Here is a 25,386-nt window from a genome sequence, read left to right on the forward strand (position 1 = left end):
ATCCTGCACTCATTTCACTGTTTTTTCTACAAAGAATACACGCGACCCGCCTATTAAAAGCATGGTAAGATTCTGATCAAGAAGAATCGTTTATTTTCGATTATGGCGCAATTAAGAAAAAACCTATTACAACGCTTACAGCTAAACCATGCCTATGGGCAATTGGTCGCATTTATTTTTATTCCAATTTCAGTACTTGTTTTTGTAGGAACAACCCTTGTTGTTAACGAAACGCGTGTTGCTGCAAAAAGCCAACAGCAGTATGCAGCAATTGCGACCTTATCACGCTATCAACATACAGCCAAACTACTTTCAACAGCAATTGATACTTCACCAAATATTACACCACGTGCAGAAAATATTTTACAAAGCGTTTTAAACGAGCAATATGTGCAGCGCGTTGCCATTATAGACAGCGACAACCATATTAAACTCAACATTGGTCAGCGTAGATATTTACCATGGCCCACAGTGAACGATTCTGCCAGATTTATTGGCCCTATATCGTATAATCACAATACGGTCTATGGCAGTAAAATTATGACCAATAGTAAAGGGATTAGCACATGGTTGCTCATTGAATTAGATGACCAACCTTTAGCATTGGCACATTATCGTATTCTGACTGTATTGGCCATTACAGGTTTTATTACACTTCTTTTACTCATGATGTGTTTAAACTTTTATTCTAGACGATGGATTGCACCCCTCTACGAAATTCGAATGCAATTACAACGATTAAGTGCAGATAATTTAGATCAGCCTATTACACTCAATAGCAGTGGTGAACTAAAACTATTACAGCGCGATATCGAAAATACCTTACAAAGATTGCACCATAGCTTTTTAGAGCTTAAAGACCATACTGAACAAACTGAAGATGATTTACGTCGAACGTTAGATACGCTTGAAGTCCAAAATATTACTTATAGACAAGCACGTGACCAAGCGATATCAGCCAATCAATCAAAATCTGTTTTTCTTGCCAATATCAGCCATGAATTAAGAACGCCTTTAAATAGTATTGATGGCTTTATCCACCTCATGCTCAGACAAGACAATCTTACTAATGATCAGAACCTATATTTACAAACTATACGAAAGTCATCTGCACATTTACTTGCATTGATTAACGATGTTTTAGATTTCTCAAAAATTGATGCGGGCAAACTTGAGCTTGAGACAGCACAGTTTAATCTTGAAGAAACCATCTTCGATGTCATGGATATGTTATCTCCTTTGGCCGCTCAGAAAAATATTAATATGGCATTCTACTTCGCGCATGACCTACCACAGTACGTCATTGGCGATACATTACGCTTTAAACAAATTTTGACGAATCTCATTTCAAATGCAATTAAATTTACCCCTGAGGGTGAAATTATTGTCCGTACTCGTCTGGAAAATAAAAACCATCAGCATTGTCAAATTTACTTTAGCGTACAAGACAGTGGTATTGGGGTAAGTGAACAAGATCGAAAAAAATTATTTGATTCTTTTTCACAGGTGGATGCATCCATTACTCGTCAATTTGGTGGTACAGGCTTAGGGCTTGCAATCTCAAAACAGCTTGTACAAATGATGCATGGTCATATTGGTTTTGAAGACAATCAAGATCGCACGCCAACGGAAAAAGGCTCCACATTTTGGTTTAACATTCAATTCGATTTAGACCAACGTACGCAACACATTCAAAAAGAAAATTTAAGTCATGTAAAAGTTCTATCTTTTATTTCCCATGCAGCCACAGCAAATATTCTTCGACATTATTTAGAAAATTACAACGTCCAACATACAGAGAGTACCTCTCTGTTAGACTTGTTTAACCGCTTAAATCAACTCACCAATCACGATGACACTTGGGTTATTGTCGATCATGCAGGTGATACGCACACATTACTTCAAGAAATTCGTATGCGTTATCAAGGTCATTTAGCCGTCTATGGCTATCAAATGGCTCTAGAACCCAATACATTAAGTCAGTTTCATGCAACTCCACTTTATCAACCTCTGAGTAGACACGCCCTACTTCAGCTACTTAAAAACCAAATCCAAGTAGAAGAGGAGCATGTCAGCAAAACCTTCAATGGTGAAGGTTTACACGTCCTAGCAGTAGATGACCATTTACCTAATCTTATTGTTTTAGAAGCATTACTGGCAGAGCTAAAAGTAAAAACTACCAAAGCACTGAGCGGACAAGAAGCTCTCCGACTGATTCAAAATAATATTGAACAAAAACAACAACCGTTTGATTTAATCTTTATGGATATTCAAATGCCTGTAATGTCTGGGGTAGATACAACTCGTGCAATTCGTTCATTAGAATCTACTTTGAATAAGAGTAAAGAGTTTCCAATTATTGCACTTACAGCACATGCACTTTCAGATGAAAAACAAAACTTACTTACTGTCGGTATGAACGACTATGTAACCAAGCCAATTCAGATAGAGCAGCTTGTACAAATTCTCACTACATGGACAAATAGCCGATTTGAAAACAACCAAACTCCGTTACACAATGAGTTTTCTACCACAATGGATAGCAATATTCTGGACTGGGCACAAAGTGTTAAACTTGCGGCAAATAAGGAGGAATTGGCTGTAGATTTACTTAAAATGCTTACAGAAAGTTTTGACGCTGAAGTTGAGGAAATGCAACAACTCATTGAGCTCGAAGACTTCCCTCAATTAGAGCATGTACTACACCGACTCTATGGGGCTACGCGCTATGTCGGCACACCTAAACTCCAAGAAATTACTGGAGATTTTGAGCAATTTATTTCAACTTTGCGTAAAGAGAAACGGCGGGCAGATCAAAGTTTCATTCAAGAAACTCTTCTACGCTTTAATGAGCTTAAAAAGGTCATTCAACATACACGTGAAGCTGCTCAGAAAAAATTGAGTCAGTACCTTAACCTATAAGAAAATAATTTATATTTAATTAAAAAGCAGTTAGTTACAGGATACTTTCATACAATATTTGAATTGTGTGCGCAAAAACGCTATATTACATACTGAGTAATTGTCAGGAATTATTGACTTCTATGAATTTAGAACCATCGCCCAGCGCTTCTAATTCTCAAGAAAGCGCGATGAATGCGCAAAACGAAAATGTAGCACGCTGTTTAGCCATCGTTCACGAAGCACTCGAAGATGTAAAAGCAAAAGATATCATCGAGTTAGACGTTAGCGAAATTAGTAATGTTGCAGATGCAATTGTCATTGCAAGCGGTACATCAACACGTCATGTCAAAGCACTTGCAGATAACGTTGCAGATGAAGCACGTCAAGCAGGCTTTAGACCTATTGGTGTAGAGGGTGAACTCGATGCTGAATGGGTTCTTATCGACCTTGGCTACGTTGTGGTACATGTGATGCTTCCAACAGCACGTAAGTTCTACGATCTAGAAAGTCTATGGCGTGCCACTCCTGAAAGAGCACTTGCATAAAATCCTTTATGTAAATGATAAAAAGCGACAGAATATGTCGCTTTTTTTATCTTTCTAAAATCTATAACGGAAGTTGAAATTAACTTGGCGGTCATCACCTAAAGCCACAATATTACTGTTTACCCCCCCAGCATAATATTCTTTATTAAAAATGTTCTTTGCATTTAAACTTGCTTGCCAACGTGTTGTGTTATATCCAACTTCCGCATCCCACAGTGCATACCCCGGAACAGTATACGCATATTTATAGCTAGTCTTTTCAGACTCTGCACGCACACCTGCACCAATATACCAACCTGACAGCATTTCACCCAAAAACTCGTAACGCGTAGAGAAATTAAATGCTTGTTTAGAGACGTTGTTTAATCGCTTACCAATATAGCTTGTAATTTCATCATTTACGATTTTAGCGGTAGGCGTATAGGTATAGTTTGCCGAAACAAGCCAATTTGGGCGAATTTTTGCTACAATTTCGGTTTCTACGCCTTTTGAGTTTTGTTTCCCTGTTTGATAATTTACACCATCTGCATCGGAAGAAACGACATTAAAACGAGTAAGATCAAACCATGCTAAACTTGCCTGAATTCGCTGAGATGGTGATTGAATTTTAAAACCAACCTCATATTGGTTTGCCTTTTCTGGTTCAAAAATTTTTCCATTTTCATCAACATCAGTAACTGGTAAAAATGATGTTGAATAGCTCATGTAAGGAGAAATAATATGATGAATATCATATAAAACTCCTATGTTTCCTGAAAATGCATGACTATTTTTACTGTTATCTGACTGATCATAATGACTTAAAGCCGATACTGTGGCCCAGTCATGGCGTACCCCCAAATCTAAATTTAGATTTTCAGTCAAATCTATACGATCTTTTAAATAAGTGCCGACTGTTTTTAATGTAGTTTTCACACTGTCGCTACGCAAAGTTTTTTTAGAACACCAATCATTTCCTAAGTAGTTAGGACGATAAATATTAAAGTTTCCTGCTACGGTACAGGTATAATTCCATATATCACGTGTATCATGAATTGCATCTACACCTACCATCACATGATGGTGGGTCGCCCCCATATCAAATGTTTTAGATAAATTATTATCCACACTAAAATTTAGATCTTTATATAGTTGATCTCTGCCCGAACGTTTAATGGTCTGACTATTTAAACTTGAACTATTTGCAAAAATAACTTGTCCATCTAAGCGTGTTTTCTGAAGTGCGAAATTTTGTTTAAACTCCCATCCTTCATTAAAACGATGTGCAAAATTATATCCAACACGATATACATCTGAAATATAAGGGTCTTGATCTGGCTCTCCAATGAATAAACTACGGTTAAGCTGACCATATGAGTTTGTTAAAAGACTACCGTATACAGGTATGCCTTGTTGCCTCATATACTCTTTATGACTATAACTTGCTATTACAGATAAATCGGTTTGATCGCCTAAATCGAAGGTGTAAGTTGGCGAGATATAAAAATTTTTAAAATAAACATTATCTGTAGAATCATTTTGATCTGAATATGAAGTATTCAAACGCCATGCAGCTTTACTACTTTCATTTAAAGTATGGTTTGTATCGAATATGATTTGGCGTAGATCTTGAGAGCCATAGCGTAATTCAACTGTATTAAAGTTATCCTGTATTGCTCGTTTTGTTACAAGATTTACTAAACCACCCGGTGCACTCAAACCAAAATCCATTGAGCTTGGTCCTTTAATTACCTCTACCCGTTCTAACCCTGTAATATCTACTGGAGAATCGCTTGCTTGTGCTTGCCTAAGTCCATCTATATAAATTGCATCTGAAGCAAGTTGCCCACGAATAATAAAGTCATCTGCACCTCGTCGTCCAAGAGGTGCCGAGATCACACCTGAAACGCCATTGAGTGCATCTGTTAAATTCATGGCTTGTTTCTGCTCAATCTGTTTTTTACTTACCACACTGACAGATCTTGCGGTTTTAAATAAAGTTTGATGTGTTTTAAAACTTTCTATTGTTTTTACAATATCAGGATCATCATTTGAGTTAACCAAAATAGTAGGTAACACAGCCTCGTTGGCAAAAGTTGTTTGTAATATAGAGAACAGAGAGACAGATAAAGCAGTTCTTACAAAATGAGTCAATATTTTCATAAAAATGGAAATTAAGCAGAAGTCTAAGCGAGTGGATATTAACGATAATAAGAATTTTTCTCAATAAAAAAATATTACATTTTATTTTAATAAAATATTATTTAACATATAGTTATCTTTATATAAAAAAATAAGGCACATCTAAAATGTGCCCTATTTCAGTATAATACGACTTAATGACCAGAACCATTAATTGACTTTGTCATATCTTCAACAACTTTTTTTGCATCACCAAAAATCATCATTGTTTTTTCATCATAAAACAAATCATTATCTAGTCCAGCATAACCTGTTGCCATAGAGCGCTTAATCACCATAATAGTACGTGCTTTATAAGCTTCCAAAATTGGCATACCATAGATTGGAGAGCCTGGATTATCTTTTGCAGCAGGGTTTACAACGTCATTCGCACCAATCACTAAAACAACATCTGTAGCAGGAAAATCTGAGTTAATTTCATCCATCTCTAAGATATCTTCATAAGGTACATCAGCTTCTGCAAGCAATACGTTCATATGTCCCGGCATACGACCTGCAACTGGATGAATTGCAAAACGCACTTTTACGCCTTCTTCTTTAAGTAACATCGCAAGCTCTTTCACTGCATTTTGTGCACGCCCTTGTGCCATACCATAACCTGGCACAATTACAACACTGTCTGCATTTGACATAAGAAAGCCTGCATCATCTGCCGAACCAGAACGATAGTTTCTTTCTACTTGTTCACCTGAAGCCACCGCAGCCGCTGTAGTTGCTGAACCGCCAAATAATACATTGAGAATGCTACGATTCATTGCTTTACACATAATGTAAGACAAAATTGCACCAGAAGAACCGACCAATGAGCCCGCAACAATGAGCATGTTGTTTTCAAGTGTAAAGCCAATTCCTGCAGCCGCCCACCCTGAAAAAGAGTTAAGTAATGAAACAACAACTGGCATGTCGCCCCCACCCACAGGTGCAATCCATACCCAACCGAATGCAAGTGCAAAAGCTGTCATAAGCCAAAAAGCAGCCATATTTCCTGTAGTGAAGAAATAACCACCACAAATAATCATGACAATAAATAAAATAGCTTGTAATGGTTTAACCCAACTACCCGCAATAGTTTTTGCCCATTTTTTCGCAGCCAACTTACCATAAGCAAATAATGATGCAGTAAATGTAATTGCACCAACAAAGCAACCCACAAATAGTTCAAAGAAATGTACTTTGCTCATGTGTGGTTGCTCTACACCTGAACTTTGTAAAGCAGTTGTATTTTGCGCAAATAGGTCAACCAAATGGTTATTATGTAAAATTGCAGCAACTGCAATTAATACAGCAGATAATCCAACTAATGAGTGCATTAAAGCAACAGTTTCAGGCATTTGCGTCATAGGAACAGTACGGGCACGTGCAACACCTACAACAGCACCAAGTGCCATTGGTACTAAAATAAGCCATACAACAACATGATCTGCCACAAAAAATGTGGTTAAAACAGCAATTGCCATGGCTACCATACCATAGCGGTTACCTTGAATAGCTGTTTTAGGGCTAGATAGTCCACGTAGTGTCAAAATGAATAAAATTGCCCCAACAAGGTATAACCAACCAGAATATTCTCTTATTAATTCCACTGTTTATACCTCTTCTTTCTTTTTCTGCTTTGGTTTAAACATTTCAAGCATTCTTGCTGTTACTGCGAAACCACCAAAAATATTAATACTTGCTAAAAAGACTGCTATTGCACCCAGTACACTCACAACATTTATGCTCTGAAATGCAACATTTCCTTCAATACCCAACATTGGCAAACCTACGGTCTGCAACATAGCACCCACAATGACAATAGAAGAAAGCGCGTTAGTAACTGCCATTAAAGGTGTATGCAAAGCTGGTGTTACACCCCATACAACGTAATAACCAACAAATACAGCCAAGACAAAAATTGTTATAGTTTCAATCATTTTTTTCGCTCCTTAGCTACGCTTTAACAACAGCTCACCATCATGGGTAACGAGCAGTGCTTTTTGAATTTCATCATCTAAAGTAATATTTAACTTCTTATTTTCATCAAATAATGTACTTACGAAGTTATAAACATTACGTGCGTACAGTGCTGAAGCTTCTGTTGCTACAGTAGATGGAATATTCGGAATACCCAAAATTTGTACTCCATTTTCTGTAACGACTGTTTCATTCTCTACAGAACCTTCAACATTCCCTCCTGTTTCTACTGCCATATCTAAAATGACAGACCCAGGTTTCATTTTTTTCACAGTTTCAGCTTTAATTAGCCTTGGTGCATTTCGCCCTGGTAATAGTGCTGTAGTAATTACAATATCTGCCTGACTCACAGCCTTATCTACAATAGCTGCTTGATCTTTAATATATTGCTCACCTGGCATCCAACCATAACCATTTTTCGCAGCATCTGCTGCACGTTGCTGTTCTTCCTCAGACATAGGCACGTCTAACCATTTACCACCCAAAGACTGCACTTGCTCTTTCGCCGTTGGACGTAAATCGGTTGCTTCAACCACAGCACCTAAACGTTTCGCAGTAGCAATTGCCTGTAAGCCTGCAACACCTACTCCCATAATGACTACTTTTGCAGGTTTTACTGTACCCGCTGCAGTCATTAACATTGGGAATAGTCCTTGGTAAGCATTTGCTGCTAACAGAACAGACTTATAACCAGCAAGGTTAGCCTGAGATGAAAGTACATCCATATTTTGTGCACGTGACAAGGTTCTAGGGAGTAACTCAAGTGCAAATGCGGAAATCTTATGTTGAGCAAAGGCATCTAACTCAGGATTACGAAACGGATCAAACATTGCGACAACAACACTACCCTGTTGAACCTTTTGAATTTCATCAGCCACGGGCGCACGCACTTTAAGAATAATTTCACTTCCCGTATATGCATCTTCGGTAATCTTCGCACCAACAGTTTCATATGCTGAGTCGATATATGCCGATTTAATACCAGCACCACGCTCAATGACCACATTATGACCATTACTGATTAATTTTTTTACGGTTTCAGGCGTAGCAGCTACGCGGTTCTCACCTGCTACTGTTTCAGTTGGTATTCCAATCTGCATGAGTATTCCCCAAGCCAAGGTCGTTATTAAACAATACGAAAGTAGTTTTCGTACGATATGTCACTCTGATTTTATGTAATCGAGAAAGAAATACTACCCATTATTTATTTAATAAATGAACAATATTTCCAAGTTGACATTTTTATACAGCCTTAAAAGCGATAAAATATTAAGGTTTGACTGCAAAAAATAATGGTTTTCCTACCTACTGCACAATTAGCCTTTTGTCTTAGCCAATGTTTATTATTCTTTTTATTTTAAAGACTTATAAAAATAATCTATTATTAAATTAGATAAAATTTAATTTTTAATTAAATATCAATTACTTATTTTTAATAAAAATTTGGTAAATTTTATATGTTTTAAAAAAATTAGATTTTTTTAAAGAAAATTTTTATATAAATAAATATTTTTTCTTATTTTCAAAATTTTATTACGATATTTATGACAAAATTGAATACATATTTTCGGGAGTTAAAATAAATTAAACTGTAATCGTTTGATTTTATCCATCAATTTATTGCATTTCCTACCAATGCCTCAAGAGTTTTCTAATCTATTTTTACAAATAATATTTTTATTTTTTATACTCAGTAATTTAGTTTTCTGATATAAATAAAAATGATATTTAATTTTTATTTATTATTTAATAAAATCAATAATATAAAAGGATATACCTTTAATTGAAACCATATAAAATTTTTTTAATCTTATCATTTATATGGTTCCAGTAAAAAATCTGTAAAGCACATATGTATTACATATCTACCCAAGTTAATACTGTATGAATATATGCCTGAATAGCTAACTTTGCATCATGCTGAGTCATTGACTCGGCAGGATGATGACTAATACCTTTTTCACAACGTACAAAGAGCATGCCTACAGGCCATCGTGTTGCAATCGCAATTGCATCATGCCCTGCACCACTTGGTAAATATTTTGTTATTGGTTGAACTTGGGAAACACCATAGGCAAAACGATCTTGAAGTGATTGATCACAAGCAATTGCCTGAATTCTATAAAACTCATCACTTTCAAAACTCATTGCGTTGTCATTTGCAATCTCATTCGCTTTATCTAATATTTTCTTCAATGCCTGATCTATTTTCGTATCTTCAGGCCCTCGAATATCTAATGATAATGTCACATGTCCAGAAATCACATTCACTGCATTTGGTTTATTTTCTAAATACCCAACTGTAGCGACTAGGTTTGGATCTTCTTTTTGTATTAAATCATCAATCGCAACAATCCATTTGGCAGCAGCCACCAACGCATCTTTGCGGTGTTGCATAGGGACAGTGCCTGCATGTCCTGCATGGCCTTTAAATTGGCACATTAAACGGCGCGCACCGTTAATAGCAGTCACTACACCTAAAGCAAGATGATCATTTTCTAGACATGGTCCTTGTTCAATATGTAACTCTAAGTAAGCGAGAATTTCTTCTTTTTTACGTTGTGCTTGCATAATATTTTTAGGATCTAAACCAAATGCTTCTAATGCTTGAGCAATCGAAACCCCTTCACGATCTTTACGTTCGAGCCAATCTTTTTCCCATTGGCCCGTAAGTGCCTTACTTCCTAATAAAGTAACATCAAAGCGTGTACCTTCTTCGTCTGCAAAGCCAATAACTTCAATAGCCACAGGTAAACGATAGTTATGATGATGTAGAAATGCAACGACTTCAAGTGCTGTAAGGACACCTAAAATTCCATCGTATTTACCTGCATTTCTTACCGTATCTAAATGTGAACCCAATAAAATAGCAGGAGCCTGAGCATCAACTCCTTCATATCGCCCACAAATATTTCCTACTTCATCTTGCCATACATGCATGCCAATTTCACGCATCCATGCTTCGACTTGTATATTTGTCTGTTTGTGTTCCTTAGATAAATAAACACGTGTCATTGCATTCGTATCACTGCTTATTTTTGCAAGCACCTCTATACGTTCCATCACTCTTTGAGCAGCAGATTCAGCATATTCCGAAGAAATTTCAATCATGAATTTACTCCTTCGCCTGCTGACGCATAAATATTCCAAGCTGCTTGCATGGCTTCACCTTGTTTTGTACAAAAACCCAGTCGATTCAGCACAGCTTCTAATGCTGTAAGCGTCTGCAAAACACAATCTTTTCTTGCGTTATAGCCCATCGTACCAATACGCCAAATTTTGCCTTGTAATGGGCCAAACGATGTTCCAATTTCAATTGAAAAATCATTTAGTAACATTTGGCGTACTTGTTCACCATGAATACTTTCAGGAATTTCCACACCAAGTACATTGTTCATACGATGCTCTAAATTACCAAAAGTATTTAGTCCCATATGCTGAATACCTGCCAACAAGGCATTGCCATGAAGTGCATGTCTTTCGATTGTTTGTGTTAAACCTTCTTGTAAAATAATACGTGCACACTCTCGTGCTCCGAAAAGCATTGTAGTCGCTTCTGTATGATGATTTAGACGTTCAGGCCCCCAGTAATCCATAATCATCCCAAGATCAAAATAGTTTGAGTAGATAAACTCATCATCACCTTGTATATGATCATCTGTACGAATCCCTTCTTCTACACATTTACGGCGACGAATAACATCTTCAAAACGTGCATTTAATGTAATTGGTGAACTTCCTGATGGGCCCGCCAAACACTTTTGTAAACCTGCTGAAACAGCATCAATTTTCCATTCATCTACTTTTAACTCATTTCCACCAAAAGATGCTGTGGTATCGGTATATAAAAGCACATCATGACGGCGACAAATTTCACCTAACTCTTGAAGTGGCTGTAGCATGGTTGTCGAGGTATCGCCTTGGACAGTTAAAAGTAGCTTTGGACGTACTTTAATAATCGCATCTTCAATCTGTTGAGGGTCAAATACTTCACCCCATGGGACTTCAATTGTATGTACTTCTGCACGACAGCGACGAGCAATCTCACAAAGTAGCTGACCAAAGCGCCCAAATACAGGGACTAAAACACGATCTCCTGGCTGAATTGAAGAAACAAGTAATGCTTCAATGCCTGCACGAGATGTACCATCGATCAAAATTGTCCAACGATTCTCAGTTTGAAATAATGCGCGATACAACTGCATGACTTCATTCATATAATGAGTCATTGATGGATCATACTGACCAACCAATTGTGTTGACATTGCGCGTAATACGCGTGGGTCTGCATTAATTGGACCTGGCCCCATAAGTAAACGATGTGGTGGATTAATCTGCTTAAAATTATGAATATCTAAATCGTGCATTTCCATGAACCCTTTAATTATCTGCAATATCAATACATCTGAACCATGATCTAACCATCACTGAAACAAAAGTTTCAATAATTATTTTAATTGCAACAAATGTGCCAAAAGACAATTGAGTCTATTCCAGTTCATCTAAACCCGTATAAGCATCAGAAATTTTTTGAACTCTTGATTTTGAGTCATCATAAGATTCATGAAAAAAGGCATTACTTAATAAATTACAAAAACTCATTGCGGTGGCATAACTATCGAATGCCGAGATACTCTCTAAACGAATTTGAATGTGCCAAGATGACAACTCAATAAGCACTGATGCACTCTCTTCTGAAACAAGCAGCACAGGTACATGATGCTGTTTTAAATATTGCAATATGTGTCTTAGATGTGAAGGCCGACGGCGAAAAGCAAATAAAATAAAGAAATCTTTTTCTGTTAAATCAACAATTTCTTCAGAAAGTGTCTGCCCAGAATAGGGATAAAGAGATACATCGCTTCTAACCTGTAACAATTGCTGCCTCAAATGCAAAGCGACAGCATAGCTATTACGAAACCCTGTAATTGCAACTTTTCTTGCAGTTTTTAAGCGATTTAATATCGCGGAAAAATCAGATGCGCGAAGTTGTTGGATAAGTAGATTTAAATTTTTCTTTTCTTGTTCATAATGTTGAAGAAACAGTTGGTCTGTGGCGAGAAAATCCGTACTCTCAACAATAGGAACGCCTTGTTGTCTTAAATGACGTGTCTGTTCACGTAATTCTTTATAATTTTTATAGCCAAGTCGTTTAAATAATCGACTTACTGTCGCTTTAGACACCTGACTGAGTCTTGCAATTTCTGCACTATTATAGGTCACTAAATCATATGTGTGTTCCAAAATGAAGTCGGCAACTTTTTTCTCCTGAGGTGTAAGTGAAAAATAGGCTACTTTTAACTGTTCTTCTAAACTATTCATCATATTCACATCATACAAACATTAAAAACGCGTAAAACCAAATATGTTCTACGCGCTTATATATAAGAAATATTATTATTTATGTACAGCAGTTTCTTTCATGACCACTGTACGAACTTCGGTTTTTCTTGCAATCGTGCGATAAATCATCCCACCTAGAATCACACCGATAAACCATGTAAATGGTGCAAATGCACTTAAAGCTGGGGTAAGAGTAATAACTAGACCAACAATAACAGATAGTAATAATGCAACAACTGCATGGGGGTTAATACCATTTTTATACCAATACGCACCTTGTTTGCTCTCACTAAATAGTGCATCCACATCTACATTTTGTTTTTTTATAAAATAAAAATCAGCAATTAAAATACCAAACAATGGGCCAATAAAAGCTGCAAGTACATCTAAGGTATAGTGAATAATTTCAGGAGAATTAAATAAATTCCATGGTGTAATCACAACCGAACCAACTGCAGCAATCATTCCACCTGTACGAAAGCTAATTTTACTTGGAGAAACATTTGAGAAATCGAACCCTGCTGAAACAAAGTTAGCCACAATGTTAATACCAACCGTCGCAAGTAATACAGTAATAACACCTAAAACAACTGCTGTTGTACTATCAACCAATGCAACCGTTGCAAGTGGATCTGTAATCATTTTCCCTGTAATAGAAAAAGTTCCTGACACCAATATGACCGTAATAAGCGAAAAGAAAATAAAGTTAACAGGTAAACCCCATAAATTTCCCTTTCTTACAGCAGACATATTTTTTGTATAGCGAGAGAAATCACCAAAATTTAATAATGGCCCAGAAAAATAAGAAACAACCAATGCCACCGCAATCACAAATTGCCCTACAGCACTGCCGTGCACAGCATCCTTTTCACTAAGATCAAAATTAATATTGTGCCAACCTGCTTTATTAATAATCCATGCCACGAGTGCAAGCATCACAACATAGATCATTGGCCCTGCCCAATCGATAAACTTCTTGATGGTCTCCATACCTTTCCAAAAAATGACAGCTTGGACAACCCAAATAAAACTAAAACATGCCCAACCTAATAGACTCAAATTTAGAAATGTTGTATGCGTAAAAGCAGAAAGTGTAGGAAAAAATTTTAATAAAATAAGCATAAGTGCATTGGATGCTAACCATGTTTGAATGCCGTACCAAGACACAGCAATCACACCACGAATTAAAGCAGGAATATTTGCACCATATACACCAAATGCTTGGCGACTAATAACCGCATAAGGAACACCAGAGATTTGACTTGGTTTGGCAATTAAGTTTGCACAAACTTGCACAATACAAATTCCGACAACAAGTGCTAAAAGTACTTGCCAACTGGTGAGACCCAGTGTAAATAAACTTGCCGCAACCACATAGCCCCCAATGCTGTGTACGTCAGACATCCAAAATGAAAAAATGTTATACCAAGACCACGTTTTTTTCGCAGGTTGTAAGTCTTGGTTAGATAACCTTGCACTATATTTATTGCTCATAGACCTAACTCACGATTTATTCTTACTCTTTTTGACTAAGCATAAATCGAGCCAAATCATAAAAAATTACCAACAAAAATTTATAAGTATTTAATTTTATAAATAAAATTCAAAAATTACATATAATAAAAAATTAAAAGCTAAAATAAAAATATGCACTTTTTTTGAACAAAATTAAGTCATAAATTGGCATAGATTGTGCTTCTTTCTCAAGAATTAGATAGATTAAAAGCAGGCTACCATTTGAAAATACAAGTCATTAATCCTAATACTTCTAAAGATATGACACACTCTATTGGACTAAGTGCAACACAAGTTGCTCTACCTTCAACTGAAATTATTGCAGTTTGTCCTGAATATGGTGTCTCGTCTATTGAAGGACATTATGATGAGGCCATTGCAAGTGTTGGATTATTAGAACTTATTCAACATGCACAATCTGAACAAATAGATGGTCATATTATTGCTTGTTTTGGTGACCCTGCTTTACATGCAGCAAGAGAAATTGCAACAGCACCTGTTATTGGCATTGCAGAAGCGGCTTTTCACATGGCAACACTTGTTGCAACGAAGTTTAGTATAGTAACTACACTTGCACGTACAAAAATTATTGCTGAACACTTATTGCATGAGTATGGGTTTGTGCAAAAATGTGCAAAAATTCGCTGTATCAATTTACCTGTACGCACCTTAGAAGAACAAGAAGATGTTGCCTATGCAAAATTACGTGCAAGCTGTATCGAGGCAAAAGAACACGATGATATTGGTGCCATTGTATTAGGCTGTGGTGGTATGTCTAAAATGGTAGAACAACTGTCGAAAGATATCGGTATTCCAGTTATTGATGGTGTAACAGCAGCCGTAAAACTGCTTGAAGGTCTACATGCACTCAATATCCAAACAAGTAAGTGGGGAGACTATGCCCCACCTACCAAAAAATAACTTACTTATGCGTCAGGATAGTGATTTTGATACCAATGATCTGCAATATCCTGTCGACGGCAAATCCATACGTTTTCGTGAGACTGAATATAGTCTAGAAATTTTTGTAATGCTTTAAATCGTGCAGGACGCCCTAAAATACGGCAATGCATGCCAATAGATAGCATTTTAGGAGTATGACTCCCTTCCTCATACAGTACGTCAAATGCATCCTTCAGATATTGATAGAACTGGTCTGCATAACTAAAACCATTTGGAGAACAGAACTTCATATCATTGGTATCTAATGTATAAGGAATAATAAGATGCGGTTTTTTCTCGCCCCCTAATGATGTCCAAAATGGCAGATCATCGCCATAATAGTCACTGTCATACTGAATCTCTGAAAACTCTGCAAGTAAGTCGCGTGTATTCGGGCTATCTCGCCCTGTATACCATCCCATCGGTGCTTGACCAAAGAGTTCTTTTAGCACAGACATGGCCTGATGCATGTACTGGCGCTCTTGCTCTATGCTCATATTCTGATAGTGAATCCAACGCTGCCCATGCGAAACAACGTCGTAATTTGCTTGCTTAATCGCTTCCACAATAGGCATATGACGTGCCAACGCCATACCGACACCAAATATAGTAAGCGGTAAATTTCTTTTTTGGAACTCCTCATGAATACGCCAAAAACCAGCACGAGACCCATACTCATAAATAGAATCCATAGATCGATGAATATCGGGATAACTTGCAGCGCCAATAATTTCAGACAAGAACTGTTCTGAGCCTTCATCACCATGTTCTATATGATTTTCACTGCCTTCTTCATAATTTAAAACAAACTGCACTGCGATTTTTGCACCATTTGGCCAATTGGCTTTCGGATATTTGCCAGCGTAGCCAATTAAATCGCGTGAAGATGCCTGTGCTTGTATATCTTCAATAAGTGCTTGCCCTGTTAAATATGAATTGGTCACTGTCTATTCCTATCTTTTTATTCCATTTGTTGAATTAGATACAAGCAAGAAATACACCAAACTGTTTTTACGCTTGGATCAATCCGCTATAATATATCCGCCTTTTCCTCTCTATTGTAAAAACATACTTCTAGGTGAACTATATGACTGAAGCACATAAAGATTTTATTGATTCTAAAAACTTTAGAGTTTCAGTCGCCCCGATGATGGACTGGACCACCAAAGATTATCGATTCTTTGCCCGTCTATTTAACCCAAATATTATTTTATATACAGAGATGGTAACGACTGGTGCAATTTTATTTGGAGATGCAAAACGTCACCTAGACTTCAATAAACAGGAACACCCTCTTGTACTTCAACTCGGTGGCTCAGATCCTAAAGATCTCGCTTTATGTAGCAAAATGGCACAAGATTGGGGATACGACGAAATTAATCTTAATGTCGGTTGCCCAAGTGACCGTGTACAAAACAATAAAATTGGTGCATGTCTTATGGCTGAACCTGAGCTTGTCGCAACATGCATAGCGCAAATGCAACAAGCTGTTCAAATTCCTGTACATGTAAAACATCGTATTGGCATCGATGACATGCAGTCTTATGAGGAAATGCTACATTTTGTAGATACCGTTGCCAAAACAGGTTGTACTTACTTTGTTGTTCATGCACGGATTGCACTACTTAAAGGACTATCACCAAAAGAAAATAGAGATGTCCCCCCTTTACGCTATGAAGATGTGTACCGCTTAAAACAAGAACGCCCACATTTAACGATTGAAATTAATGGTGGAATTAAAACTGTCGAGGAAACACAGCACCATTTAAAATATGTCGATGGTGTGATGATTGGCCGTGAGGCATATCATAATCCCTATTTACTTGCGGAGTTAGGTGAATCTCTTTGGCAACTTCCACCGCCTGACCGTTTCGATATTATCGAACAAATGATTCCTTATATTGAGAAACGTTTAGCTGAAGGTGCACCACTTTCAATCATTACTCGTCATATATTAGGTTTATTTCAAAATTTACCTGGTGCAAGAAAATGGCGTCAAGCACTCAGTGGTGGACAAGCAAAATCTCTACAAGATATTCAAAATGCTGTAAAAAATATGAAAGAAGCCATTATTCGTACAGAAGCTTACTTAGCTGACAAACAAGATTAATTTTAACTGACCTCAGGATTGCAATTTCAATATTGAAATTGCATGATATTTCCAAGAAGAATGTAGAGAACATATGTGAACCTCTTTCAAGGCTGGACAACATTTGAAAAAACTTGGCTGACTGTATTTACTGTTATTCAATTCATTTTATTTTTTTGGTGGCAACAAACCACAATTGATCTAATTTGTGCATTGACCAATATGCTTTGCGTAGTGCTTGTTGCAAAAGGAAGAATGGAAAACTTTTTCTTTGGTATTATTGCTACTACCCTTTATGCATATATTTCATATAACAATAAAATTTACGGCGAAGCAATGCTCAGCGGGCTTTTCTATCTACCCATGCAATTTATTGGCTTGTTCTTTTGGCTAAAACATAAGAATAATGAGTCGAAAAAACAAACTGATATTCAAGTCAAAAATCTTTCTGTAAAAGGTTGGCTCATCATGCTTACCGTTGTGCTGACTTGCTCTTTTGCATATGCAGAGTTACTTTCATATCTTAATGCACAACAGGTTCACTTGGATTCATTTACAGTTGTCATCTGTATTATTGCTCAAATACTCATGACTATGCGCTATTCAGAACAATGGTTTTTATGGATCAGCTCTAATATTCTAGGTATTATTATTTGGATAAACGCAGGCAATTATGCCATGGTCATGATGACATGTGCCTCTTTATTTAATGCCCTTTATGGTTGGTATCATTGGCATAAAAACGCGCTAAATAACCAAGAAGTCATTTAAATTTAACCCCAAACGTTTATTTTATTTATCCGAGTTAAATGTTTTGATTGAGTAAAATCATGAGCTGCATCTTCTGTAAAATAGTTAACAAAGAAATAGAACATCACATTGTTGCAGAAGATGAAAAATTTCTTGCCTTTTTATCTTTGTATCCAAATACACTGGGTACAACAGTAGTTATTCCCAAACAGCACTTTAGTAGTTATGCATTCGACTTAGATGATGATATCTTGTGCGATTTAGTCAAATTTACCAAGCAAGTCGCTAAAAAATTGGATCATTATTTTAATGATGTTGGGCGGACTGCTATGGTTTTTGAAGGTTTCGGAGTCGACCATGTTCATGCAAAACTCTTTCCCATGCATGGAACTGCCCAAGCACAAGAGCACTGGCAATGTATTAAATCCTCTGTAGACCATTATTTTGAACAATACGAAGGCTATATTTCATCGCATGATTACAAGCAAGCAGATCATAAAGATCTAGCTATACTTGCTAAAAAAATTAGGCATAGCCAAACCTGATAAATCTCTACCTATCGATGATAAATTACGGTACTTTTTTGTCTAATTTTTTTAAAACTTCTGCAACTGCAACCATAGCAAAACTTGATGTGACGACTACTGCCGAGCCATAACCACCACAGCGTAAACCAGCTGTTGCACAAACATCTGCACTCGAAAATGGATTATCAATTGAATAAACACACGTAATGCCAAACTTTTCTTTTGGCTTTTTGCATATGCCCTTTGCACGCAGTTGGCTACGTAATTTTGCAAGCATTGGGTCTTGCTCTGTTTTAGATAAGTCCGCCACTCTAATTTTGAGTGGATCTAATTTCCCACCTGCACCACCTGAAACAATAAGTGGAATTTTATTAAAGCGACAATGTAGCATCAATGCAAATTTTGCTTTTACATCATCTATGCAATCTAAAACAACATCAGGCTTAGATGCCATTATTTCTTTTAGATTATCGTCAGATAAATAATCATCTACTAAATTGATTTGAATTCGAGGATTAATTTCGCGGCAACGCTGTGCCATCACTTCAATTTTTTCATGCCCCAAAGTCGAAGTCAGTGCAGGTAATTGACGGTTAATATTCGATGCAGCAAGTACATCCATGTCGATGAGTGTAAGCTCTCCAATACCTGTTCGTGCTAATGCTTCGACTGCCCAACTGCCAACCCCGCCAATACCAATGACCATGACATGACTTTGAGTATACTGCTCAAAAGACGATGCTGTATAAATCTTTTCTACACCTGCAAAACGGCGTTCATATTCATCATCTTTAGTTAAATCGGTCATGCAGTCTCAATCTTATTCATCTCTAACACGTATATTTTAACGTGTTTTTATATAATCGTCAGCGTATTTAGCCTTAAGGTTTGAACCGAATTATTCCAAAGTAACTTTGCTAAGATATCTTTATCTATGTTTAAAGCTTGTGCCAAGGCTTCTAAAACATAATATAAATTTTCAGGAGTATTTCTGGTTCTAGTCGCATCTGAAACTTGGCAACAAAGAGGTGTCATATCTGGGCAATCAGTCTCAATTACTAAGTTTTCAGCGCCAACTGTTTGAATCACTTGATGTAATTTTTTCGCATTTGGATTAGTCACTTGTCCTGTAATTCCAATTTTAAACCCAAGTTTTACAAATGCTTTTGCTTCTTCAACACCACCACTAAATGCATGTGCGATTCCCCCTTGTTTAAACTTTATTTTTTTCAGTTGCTGGAGCACATCGGCATGTGATTTTCGAATATGTAATAGCACTGGTTTATCGTATTGATCTGCCAGTAATAATTGTTTAAGAAAATAGTCTTTCTGTTTTTCGTAAACTTCTGGAACCTTATGTTGTTTTAAGAACGTATCTAAGCCAATTTCTCCAATTGCAATACACTCATGTGTTTGCAAAAACTGCTCAAGGATATCTAAATCTTCAGGTCTATGCTGTTCGATGTAAAATGGGTGTAAACCAGGTGCCAAATGACTTGTCGGTACAATATTTCCCTGATTATTTAACCATTCATGTGTATGAAGTAAATCATTAAATCGTTCGCGTAGAAAACCGATTAAGATCAATGCATTTACACCAGATTGTTTTGCTTGTTCTGCAAGAATTTGACGGTCTTCATCAAATTCAGGCACATCAAAGTGTGTATGTGTATCAAATAATTGTAAGCTCATATAACTTACATATTCTTAGGTAAATAATTTGGCTTTACAATGCCGACCAGTTGCTCATACCCTATGGTGAAACTTGGCATTCCTACCACATAAGGCCCAATCTCATATTCTCCATATTGTAATACCAACCCCTTGTCATTAAAGTAGAAATTATGAGAAAGCTTAAAAGTCCATGCTTCTTCATAGTCACTGGTACTTTCTGCCAAATTCTCACGTTTGATCCACTTTTCAAACTGATCATGTGCAAGTTTTTCCAATGCTTTTTCTTGTTCAGGTTGTAAAATATCTTCTAAATGCAGTTGTTGTTTGGTTGCTAAATCAAAGTTGAAATATTGCTGAGAAGCTGAGCCATGTGCACCACCTAAAAAACTGTCCGTACTCAATTGCACAACAACCATTTGAGAGGTTTGCTTAATAATTTTAGGCTCGACATGCAAACTAATATTTCCATTTGCACTCAGCTTTTTAAGTGCCTCATCAAGTGCCATGAATGAGTCGGCATACTTTTGAACCTGTATGCGATAATCATTTTCGGTGGTCTCTGGTATACTAGCGCTATTAGATGCTGATACGGCTGTTGTATCTGAACTTTCTAGAATTTCTTTCAGTTGATCTAAAGAAGCCTGTTGAATGGTCTGATCGATAAAAGGAGCGTTGCTCTGAATATGTTTCACAGAAAATTCAGGACAGTTTCGCCCACTACATTCATTCAAGTGTACGGGCGTGGTCACAACATTCCCCGTAAACTTAAATGTAGGTGCTTCATGTTTCACTTCAGAGACTGCAGGCTTTTCAGAAGTGGATGGCTCTTTCTTTTGACAGCCTGTCGTTATAAAACTTAAGCCGATTACTGAACAACATAAAAACAGAAGCTTGTGTTTAGAATAATCCATTTTGCCTTCCTACAGAATCTAACCAATTACGCTAAGATGCAAAAAACCAATATACAATAGTGGTTATGTAATTTACAGATAAAAAATATAATTCATAATAAAAAACAGCCTCTTAAAAGAAGCTGTTCTGTTTTAATAAATCGTCTGTTTAGTGCTCACGCGTATTTCTAAATTCAACGTCTGGCCAACGTTCTTGCATAATTTGTAAATTCACACGACTTGGTGCAAGATAAGTTAAGTGTCCACCACCATCAACAGAAAGCTGATCATGTGCTTTCTTCTTGAAGTCGTTTAACATTTTCTCATCGTCACAGTAAATCCAACGTACTGTATTTACATTCACGGGCTCATATATACAGTCAACTTTGTATTCTTCTTTTAAGCGATATGCCACCACATCAAACTGTAGCACACCTACTGCACCTACAATCAGATCATTGTTAATTTGTGGCATAAATACTTGTGTTGCTCCTTCTTCAGAAAGTTCCTTTAAGCCTTTTTGTAATTGCTTCGACTTTAAAGGATCTTTTAAGCGAACACGGCGAAACATTTCAGGTGCAAAGTGTGGAATACCCGTAAAATGAAGCTTTTCACCATCGGTAAATGTATCACCAATCTGAATTGTCCCATGGTTATGCAAACCAATAATATCGCCTGGCCATGCTTCTTCTAAATGCTCACGTTCACCTGCTAAAAAGGTTAAGGCATCTGAAATACGAATATCCTTGCCAATACGTACATGATTCATTTTTAAACCACGCTCATATTTACCTGAGCAAATACGCATAAATGCAATACGGTCACGGTGTTTTGGATCCATATTGGCCTGAATTTTGAAAACAAACCCTGAAAAACCTTCTTCGGTCGAAGATACTTCACGTTCTTGTGCTGGATGATCTTTTGGTGTTGGTGCCCAGTTTACGAATGCATCCAATACATGATCTACCGCAAAGTTACCTAATGCTGTACCAAAAAGTACAGGTGTTTGTTTACCTTGTAAGAAAAGATCTTGATCAAATGGATCAGATGCCATTTGTACGAGTTCTAAAGACTCCTCAAAAGCTATAAACGCCATATCGCCAATTTTGTCACGAATGTCTGGATAGTCATATCCATCACGAACTTCTATATCTGTAATGGTTGAACCAAAACCAGCCTTATACAAATACGTTTTATTTTCAGCAATATGGTATACGCCTGCAAAATCGCGCCCCATACCAATTGGCCATGTCAATGGAACACAACGAATTTTTAAAACGTTTTCAATTTCATCAAGTAGCTCTAATGGCTCTCGAATCTCACGGTCCATTTTATTTACAAATGAAATAATAGGTGTATCACGCATACGACAAACATCCATCAGTTTAATCGTACGTTCCTCTACCCCTTTTGCTCCATCAATAACCATTAATGCAGAGTCAACCGCAGTTAAAGTACGGTAGGTATCTTCCGAGAAATCCTCATGCCCGGGGGTATCAAGTAAATTAATCGTATGCTGTTTATATGGAAATTGCATGACAGACGTAGTAATCGAAATTCCACGCTCTTTTTCCATTTCCATCCAGTCAGATGTTGCTGAACGATCTGACTTACGACTTTTCACCATACCCGCAACTTGAATTGCTTTCCCCCATAACAAAAGTTTTTCTGTCATAGTGGTTTTCCCCGCATCGGGGTGAGAAATAATCGCAAAAGTTCTACGTGCTTTTACTTCTTTCGCTAACTGCTCTTTAAACATTTAAATCATCTTCAATCTGTACACACATCTGTAAGCTTTCAATAAAGCAACTCAATATGTGAAATGCATATAAAAAAACTAAAAAGATTATATCTGATTCGATACCCTGTCGCTATCTTGAACCAGAAACTGCATCAACCTATTGAGAACTCACATGATCTTTACTACCCTTTTTCCAGATTTAAGATGAAGTATCATCTTGGTCTTTTTTGATTACATTTTCTTCGATTTTACTCGAAAGGAATTGAATCTTTAATACCTCTTTTGGCACAGGCTTACCAAATAAAAAGCCCTGAAAACTCAAACATCCAAGTTTTTTAAGAATCTCAAATTGTGCTTCCGTTTCCACACCCTCTGCTGTTACAGATAAGCCCAAATGCTGAGTTAACTTAATTAAACTTTCCAAGATCGCTTCATCCTTAGACTCTGGGGTTAAGTTTTCAATAAAGGCACGATCAATTTTCAACTCATTAACAGGTAAATCTTTTAAATATAAGAAGCTAGAGTGTCCCGTCCCAAAATCATCAATCGATAATCGAATACCTAACTCACGAATTCTTTCAAAAATATGAATACTGAAATCGATGTGATGCATTGCTGTGGTTTCAGTCACTTCAATCATTAAATGTTCAGGAACAATATTATAAACAGCGATTTTCTCTTTTAAGGTTTGGATTAACAGCTTATGCTCAATTTGAATAGTCGATAAATTAATAGATACAGGATATAGCTTTAGTCCTTGCTCTTCCCATAAAGCAATTTGCTTACATGCTTGTTCTAATACCCAATAACCAATTGCAATAATAAACCCAGTTTTTTCTGCCAAAGGAATAAATTGATTCGGCGTAAGTAGCCCAAGTGTAGGATGTTGCCAACGAATAAGTGCTTCTACACCGCATATCTGTCGATTTTGATCAAATTTAGGCTGATAAAATAAAATAAACTGATCATTTTCTATCGCAGCAAATAAATCATTCATCAAACGTGACTGATATCTTTCTGCATATTCTTCCGTTTGATAATTGAAGATACTATAAGTATTTCGGCCATTATCTTTAGCAACAAGCTTTGCAATATCTGCATGCATCATTAAATCTTGCAAATTTTCCCCATAATCAGGAAAAAGAGAGATCCCTATACTTAGCGTAATATTCACCATATGACCAGAAATACTAAACCCATCATGCATCATTGCTAAGATTTGCTGTGCAAGCTGTTCTGCTTGTTCTAGGTTTGTATGCTCAGATACTAAAAGGAATTCATCACCATTAATTCTAAAAATTTTCTTATGATGCGTTGAAAACTGACTCATACGCTGAGCAAATTGAATCAGAAGCTCATCGCCAACATGATTACCAAAAGCATCATTTATCGATTTAAAGCGATCTAAATCGATAAAAAGTATAGCCAAACTTTCGCGATGTAAGCGATGCTCAGACAAAGCCACTTTTGCATAGTTAATTAAATAAGCTCGATTAGGCAGCTGTGTAAGATTGTCATGAAACATAAAATGTTTTAGTTTTTTATTGGCCTCATGAAGCTGTATATTTCTTTTTTCCAAACAACTTTCAAGTAAAAATATAAATGACACAACAACGAACACGGCCAAGATAATAAACAATAATCCTAGAATAAGCGCGTTATCTTGATTAGGAACGGTCTGATACATTTCATTTGGCAAAGGCTGTATACCGACTGCAATCATTCCTAAAAAATGAAGTCCCAATATGGTTGTTGTTAGCAATAACGTTGCAGTTATTCTTAAGAAGAGAATATAGTTTGTTTCTGTTTTTATTTTATACGCAATCCACAAAGTACAACCTGAGCCTAAGATTGTCCAAATCATAGACATGAATATTATTTTACCATCATAATCAAACACATAGTTTGGAATTTGTATCGCAAGCTGTCCAATATAGTGCATACCCACCATACCAGAACCTAAAACAAAGCCTCCAAGCATGAGTTTGACCCATGAAAGTTTTGGTCGCGTTGTAATCCAAATCGCAAAAATAGCAGCAATTAAAGCTACCACATAGGAGGCAATAACTAGTTTGTTGTCAAAATAAAAACCTTCTGGATAGTCACATGCATACACAGCAACGAAGTGCATACACCAAATAGACGCACTTAGTAAAATTCCAGTGGTTAAAATAACGAGCTTTTCGTCTTTATTATTATAAAAATGCTTAAACAGAATTCTTTTGGTTGCAAATGTTGCATAGCAAGTAATCAAAGTAACTAAGACTGAGCCAATGACCAACCAAATGTCATACCCTAATGCCAACATATTCAACCCAAACTTAAACTGGCT

At 36.7% G+C, this 25,386-nt stretch carries 20 protein-coding genes; 6 read left to right on the top strand and 14 right to left on the bottom strand.

Going from position 1 to position 25,386, the window contains the following annotated elements:
* The first annotated feature begins 102 nt into the window (after positions 1–102).
* Entirely contained in the window at positions 103–2,922 is a 2,820-nt protein-coding gene (locus OZX61_RS09385; protein ID WP_277094637.1) for an ATP-binding protein, read from the top strand.
* 122 nt (positions 2,923–3,044) lie between these two features.
* On the top strand, positions 3,045–3,449 hold the full coding sequence (rsfS, locus tag OZX61_RS09390) for a ribosome silencing factor (RefSeq protein ID WP_195771034.1): 405 nt from the start codon (positions 3,045–3,047) through the stop codon (positions 3,447–3,449).
* A gap of 54 nt (positions 3,450–3,503) precedes the next feature.
* On the opposite strand, the gene OZX61_RS09395 is transcribed toward rsfS, so the two are convergent.
* The 8 genes from OZX61_RS09395 to OZX61_RS09430 form a co-directional block, all read right to left on the bottom strand.
* Entirely contained in the window at positions 3,504–5,591 is a 2,088-nt protein-coding gene (locus OZX61_RS09395) for a TonB-dependent siderophore receptor (protein ID WP_277094638.1), read from the bottom strand.
* A gap of 173 nt (positions 5,592–5,764) precedes the next feature.
* Entirely contained in the window at positions 5,765–7,213 is a 1,449-nt protein-coding gene (locus OZX61_RS09400; protein WP_277094639.1) for an NAD(P)(+) transhydrogenase (Re/Si-specific) subunit beta, read from the bottom strand.
* Between the two features lie 3 nt (positions 7,214–7,216).
* Positions 7,217–7,543 carry a proton-translocating transhydrogenase family protein gene (locus OZX61_RS09405; protein WP_277094640.1) on the bottom strand — a complete coding sequence of 109 codons (327 nt, stop codon included), beginning with the start codon at positions 7,541–7,543 and terminating at the stop codon, positions 7,217–7,219.
* A gap of 12 nt (positions 7,544–7,555) precedes the next feature.
* Positions 7,556–8,683: a Re/Si-specific NAD(P)(+) transhydrogenase subunit alpha gene (locus tag OZX61_RS09410; protein ID WP_277094641.1), complete on the bottom strand. Its 1,128-nt coding sequence runs from the start codon at positions 8,681–8,683 to the stop codon at positions 7,556–7,558.
* A gap of 757 nt (positions 8,684–9,440) precedes the next feature.
* Positions 9,441–10,694 carry an allantoate amidohydrolase gene (gene hpxK / locus OZX61_RS09415; protein ID WP_277094642.1) on the bottom strand — a complete coding sequence of 418 codons (1,254 nt, stop codon included), beginning with the start codon at positions 10,692–10,694 and terminating at the stop codon, positions 9,441–9,443.
* The gene (locus OZX61_RS09420) at positions 10,691–11,950 is read right to left on the bottom strand and encodes an alanine--glyoxylate aminotransferase family protein (protein WP_277094643.1); all 1,260 of its coding nucleotides are present in this window, start codon (positions 11,948–11,950) and stop codon (positions 10,691–10,693) included. Before OZX61_RS09420 ends, hpxK begins: the two co-directional genes overlap by 4 nt.
* A 121-nt stretch (positions 11,951–12,071) precedes the next feature.
* Complete coding sequence (locus OZX61_RS09425; RefSeq protein WP_277094644.1) at positions 12,072–12,905, bottom strand: MurR/RpiR family transcriptional regulator; 834 nt, start codon at positions 12,903–12,905, stop codon at positions 12,072–12,074.
* Between the two features lie 75 nt (positions 12,906–12,980).
* Positions 12,981–14,420: an NCS1 family nucleobase:cation symporter-1 gene (locus OZX61_RS09430; RefSeq protein WP_277094645.1), complete on the bottom strand. Its 1,440-nt coding sequence runs from the start codon at positions 14,418–14,420 to the stop codon at positions 12,981–12,983.
* A 282-nt stretch (positions 14,421–14,702) separates the two neighbouring features.
* On the opposite strand from OZX61_RS09430, the gene OZX61_RS09435 reads away from it, so the two are divergent.
* A complete protein-coding gene (locus tag OZX61_RS09435; protein WP_277095654.1) occupies positions 14,703–15,362 on the top strand; it encodes an aspartate/glutamate racemase family protein in 660 nt (219 codons plus the stop codon).
* A gap of 5 nt (positions 15,363–15,367) precedes the next feature.
* Here OZX61_RS09435 and puuE read toward each other — a convergent pair whose 3' ends face one another.
* Entirely contained in the window at positions 15,368–16,327 is a 960-nt protein-coding gene (gene puuE / locus OZX61_RS09440) for an allantoinase PuuE (protein ID WP_277094646.1), read from the bottom strand.
* A gap of 143 nt (positions 16,328–16,470) precedes the next feature.
* Between puuE and dusA the strand changes: the two genes are divergently transcribed.
* The 3 genes from dusA (at position 16,471) to OZX61_RS09455 (ending at position 18,767) form a co-directional block, all read left to right on the top strand.
* Positions 16,471–17,493: a tRNA dihydrouridine(20/20a) synthase DusA gene (gene dusA, locus OZX61_RS09445; protein WP_195772646.1), complete on the top strand. Its 1,023-nt coding sequence runs from the start codon at positions 16,471–16,473 to the stop codon at positions 17,491–17,493.
* A 75-nt stretch (positions 17,494–17,568) separates the two neighbouring features.
* Positions 17,569–18,243: a nicotinamide riboside transporter PnuC gene (gene pnuC / locus OZX61_RS09450; RefSeq protein ID WP_277094647.1), complete on the top strand. Its 675-nt coding sequence runs from the start codon at positions 17,569–17,571 to the stop codon at positions 18,241–18,243.
* Between the two features lie 59 nt (positions 18,244–18,302).
* Entirely contained in the window at positions 18,303–18,767 is a 465-nt protein-coding gene (locus tag OZX61_RS09455) for an HIT family protein (RefSeq protein ID WP_277094648.1), read from the top strand.
* A gap of 25 nt (positions 18,768–18,792) precedes the next feature.
* Here OZX61_RS09455 and OZX61_RS09460 read toward each other — a convergent pair whose 3' ends face one another.
* The 5 genes from OZX61_RS09460 to OZX61_RS09480 all read right to left on the bottom strand — a co-directional run bounded on the left by OZX61_RS09460 (position 18,793) and on the right by OZX61_RS09480 (position 25,362).
* On the bottom strand, positions 18,793–19,557 hold the full coding sequence (locus OZX61_RS09460) for a tRNA threonylcarbamoyladenosine dehydratase (protein ID WP_195772649.1): 765 nt from the start codon (positions 19,555–19,557) through the stop codon (positions 18,793–18,795).
* Between the two features lie 47 nt (positions 19,558–19,604).
* On the bottom strand, positions 19,605–20,441 hold the full coding sequence (locus tag OZX61_RS09465) for a TatD family hydrolase (protein ID WP_277094649.1): 837 nt from the start codon (positions 20,439–20,441) through the stop codon (positions 19,605–19,607).
* 5 nt (positions 20,442–20,446) lie between these two features.
* Entirely contained in the window at positions 20,447–21,334 is an 888-nt protein-coding gene (locus tag OZX61_RS09470; RefSeq protein ID WP_277094650.1) for an RsiV family protein, read from the bottom strand.
* 148 nt (positions 21,335–21,482) lie between these two features.
* Positions 21,483–23,072 carry a peptide chain release factor 3 gene (locus OZX61_RS09475; RefSeq protein WP_277094651.1) on the bottom strand — a complete coding sequence of 530 codons (1,590 nt, stop codon included), beginning with the start codon at positions 23,070–23,072 and terminating at the stop codon, positions 21,483–21,485.
* 181 nt (positions 23,073–23,253) lie between these two features.
* Positions 23,254–25,362, bottom strand: a complete 2,109-nt coding sequence (locus tag OZX61_RS09480; protein ID WP_277094652.1) for an EAL domain-containing protein — start codon at positions 25,360–25,362, stop codon at positions 23,254–23,256.
* Between the last annotated feature and the right edge of the window lie 24 nt (positions 25,363–25,386).

It is taken from the genome of Acinetobacter sp. ESL0695, from assembly GCF_029392135.1.
GTDB lineage: Bacteria > Pseudomonadota > Gammaproteobacteria > Pseudomonadales > Moraxellaceae > Acinetobacter > Acinetobacter pollinis.

Bases quoted from the DNA above. Each gene is read 5' to 3' on its own strand.
- OZX61_RS09385 (WP_277094637.1), top strand. From the start codon at position 103: ATGGCGCAATTAAGAAAAAACCTATTACAACGCTTACAGCTAAACCAT.
- rsfS (WP_195771034.1), top strand. From the start codon at position 3,045: ATGAATTTAGAACCATCGCCCAGCGCTTCTAATTCTCAAGAAAGCGCG.
- OZX61_RS09395 (WP_277094638.1), bottom strand. From the start codon at position 5,591: ATGAAAATATTGACTCATTTTGTAAGAACTGCTTTATCTGTCTCTCTG.
- OZX61_RS09405 (WP_277094640.1), bottom strand. From the start codon at position 7,543: ATGATTGAAACTATAACAATTTTTGTCTTGGCTGTATTTGTTGGTTAT.
- OZX61_RS09410 (WP_277094641.1), bottom strand. From the start codon at position 8,683: ATGCAGATTGGAATACCAACTGAAACAGTAGCAGGTGAGAACCGCGTA.
- hpxK (WP_277094642.1), bottom strand. From the start codon at position 10,694: ATGATTGAAATTTCTTCGGAATATGCTGAATCTGCTGCTCAAAGAGTG.
- OZX61_RS09420 (WP_277094643.1), bottom strand. From the start codon at position 11,950: ATGCACGATTTAGATATTCATAATTTTAAGCAGATTAATCCACCACAT.
- OZX61_RS09425 (WP_277094644.1), bottom strand. From the start codon at position 12,905: ATGAATAGTTTAGAAGAACAGTTAAAAGTAGCCTATTTTTCACTTACA.
- OZX61_RS09430 (WP_277094645.1), bottom strand. From the start codon at position 14,420: ATGAGCAATAAATATAGTGCAAGGTTATCTAACCAAGACTTACAACCT.
- OZX61_RS09435 (WP_277095654.1), top strand. From the start codon at position 14,703: ATGACACACTCTATTGGACTAAGTGCAACACAAGTTGCTCTACCTTCA.
- dusA (WP_195772646.1), top strand. From the start codon at position 16,471: ATGACTGAAGCACATAAAGATTTTATTGATTCTAAAAACTTTAGAGTT.
- OZX61_RS09455 (WP_277094648.1), top strand. From the start codon at position 18,303: ATGAGCTGCATCTTCTGTAAAATAGTTAACAAAGAAATAGAACATCAC.
- OZX61_RS09460 (WP_195772649.1), bottom strand. From the start codon at position 19,557: ATGACCGATTTAACTAAAGATGATGAATATGAACGCCGTTTTGCAGGT.
- OZX61_RS09465 (WP_277094649.1), bottom strand. From the start codon at position 20,441: ATGAGCTTACAATTATTTGATACACATACACACTTTGATGTGCCTGAA.
- OZX61_RS09470 (WP_277094650.1), bottom strand. From the start codon at position 21,334: ATGGATTATTCTAAACACAAGCTTCTGTTTTTATGTTGTTCAGTAATC.
- OZX61_RS09475 (WP_277094651.1), bottom strand. From the start codon at position 23,072: ATGTTTAAAGAGCAGTTAGCGAAAGAAGTAAAAGCACGTAGAACTTTT.
- OZX61_RS09480 (WP_277094652.1), bottom strand. From the start codon at position 25,362: ATGTTGGCATTAGGGTATGACATTTGGTTGGTCATTGGCTCAGTCTTA.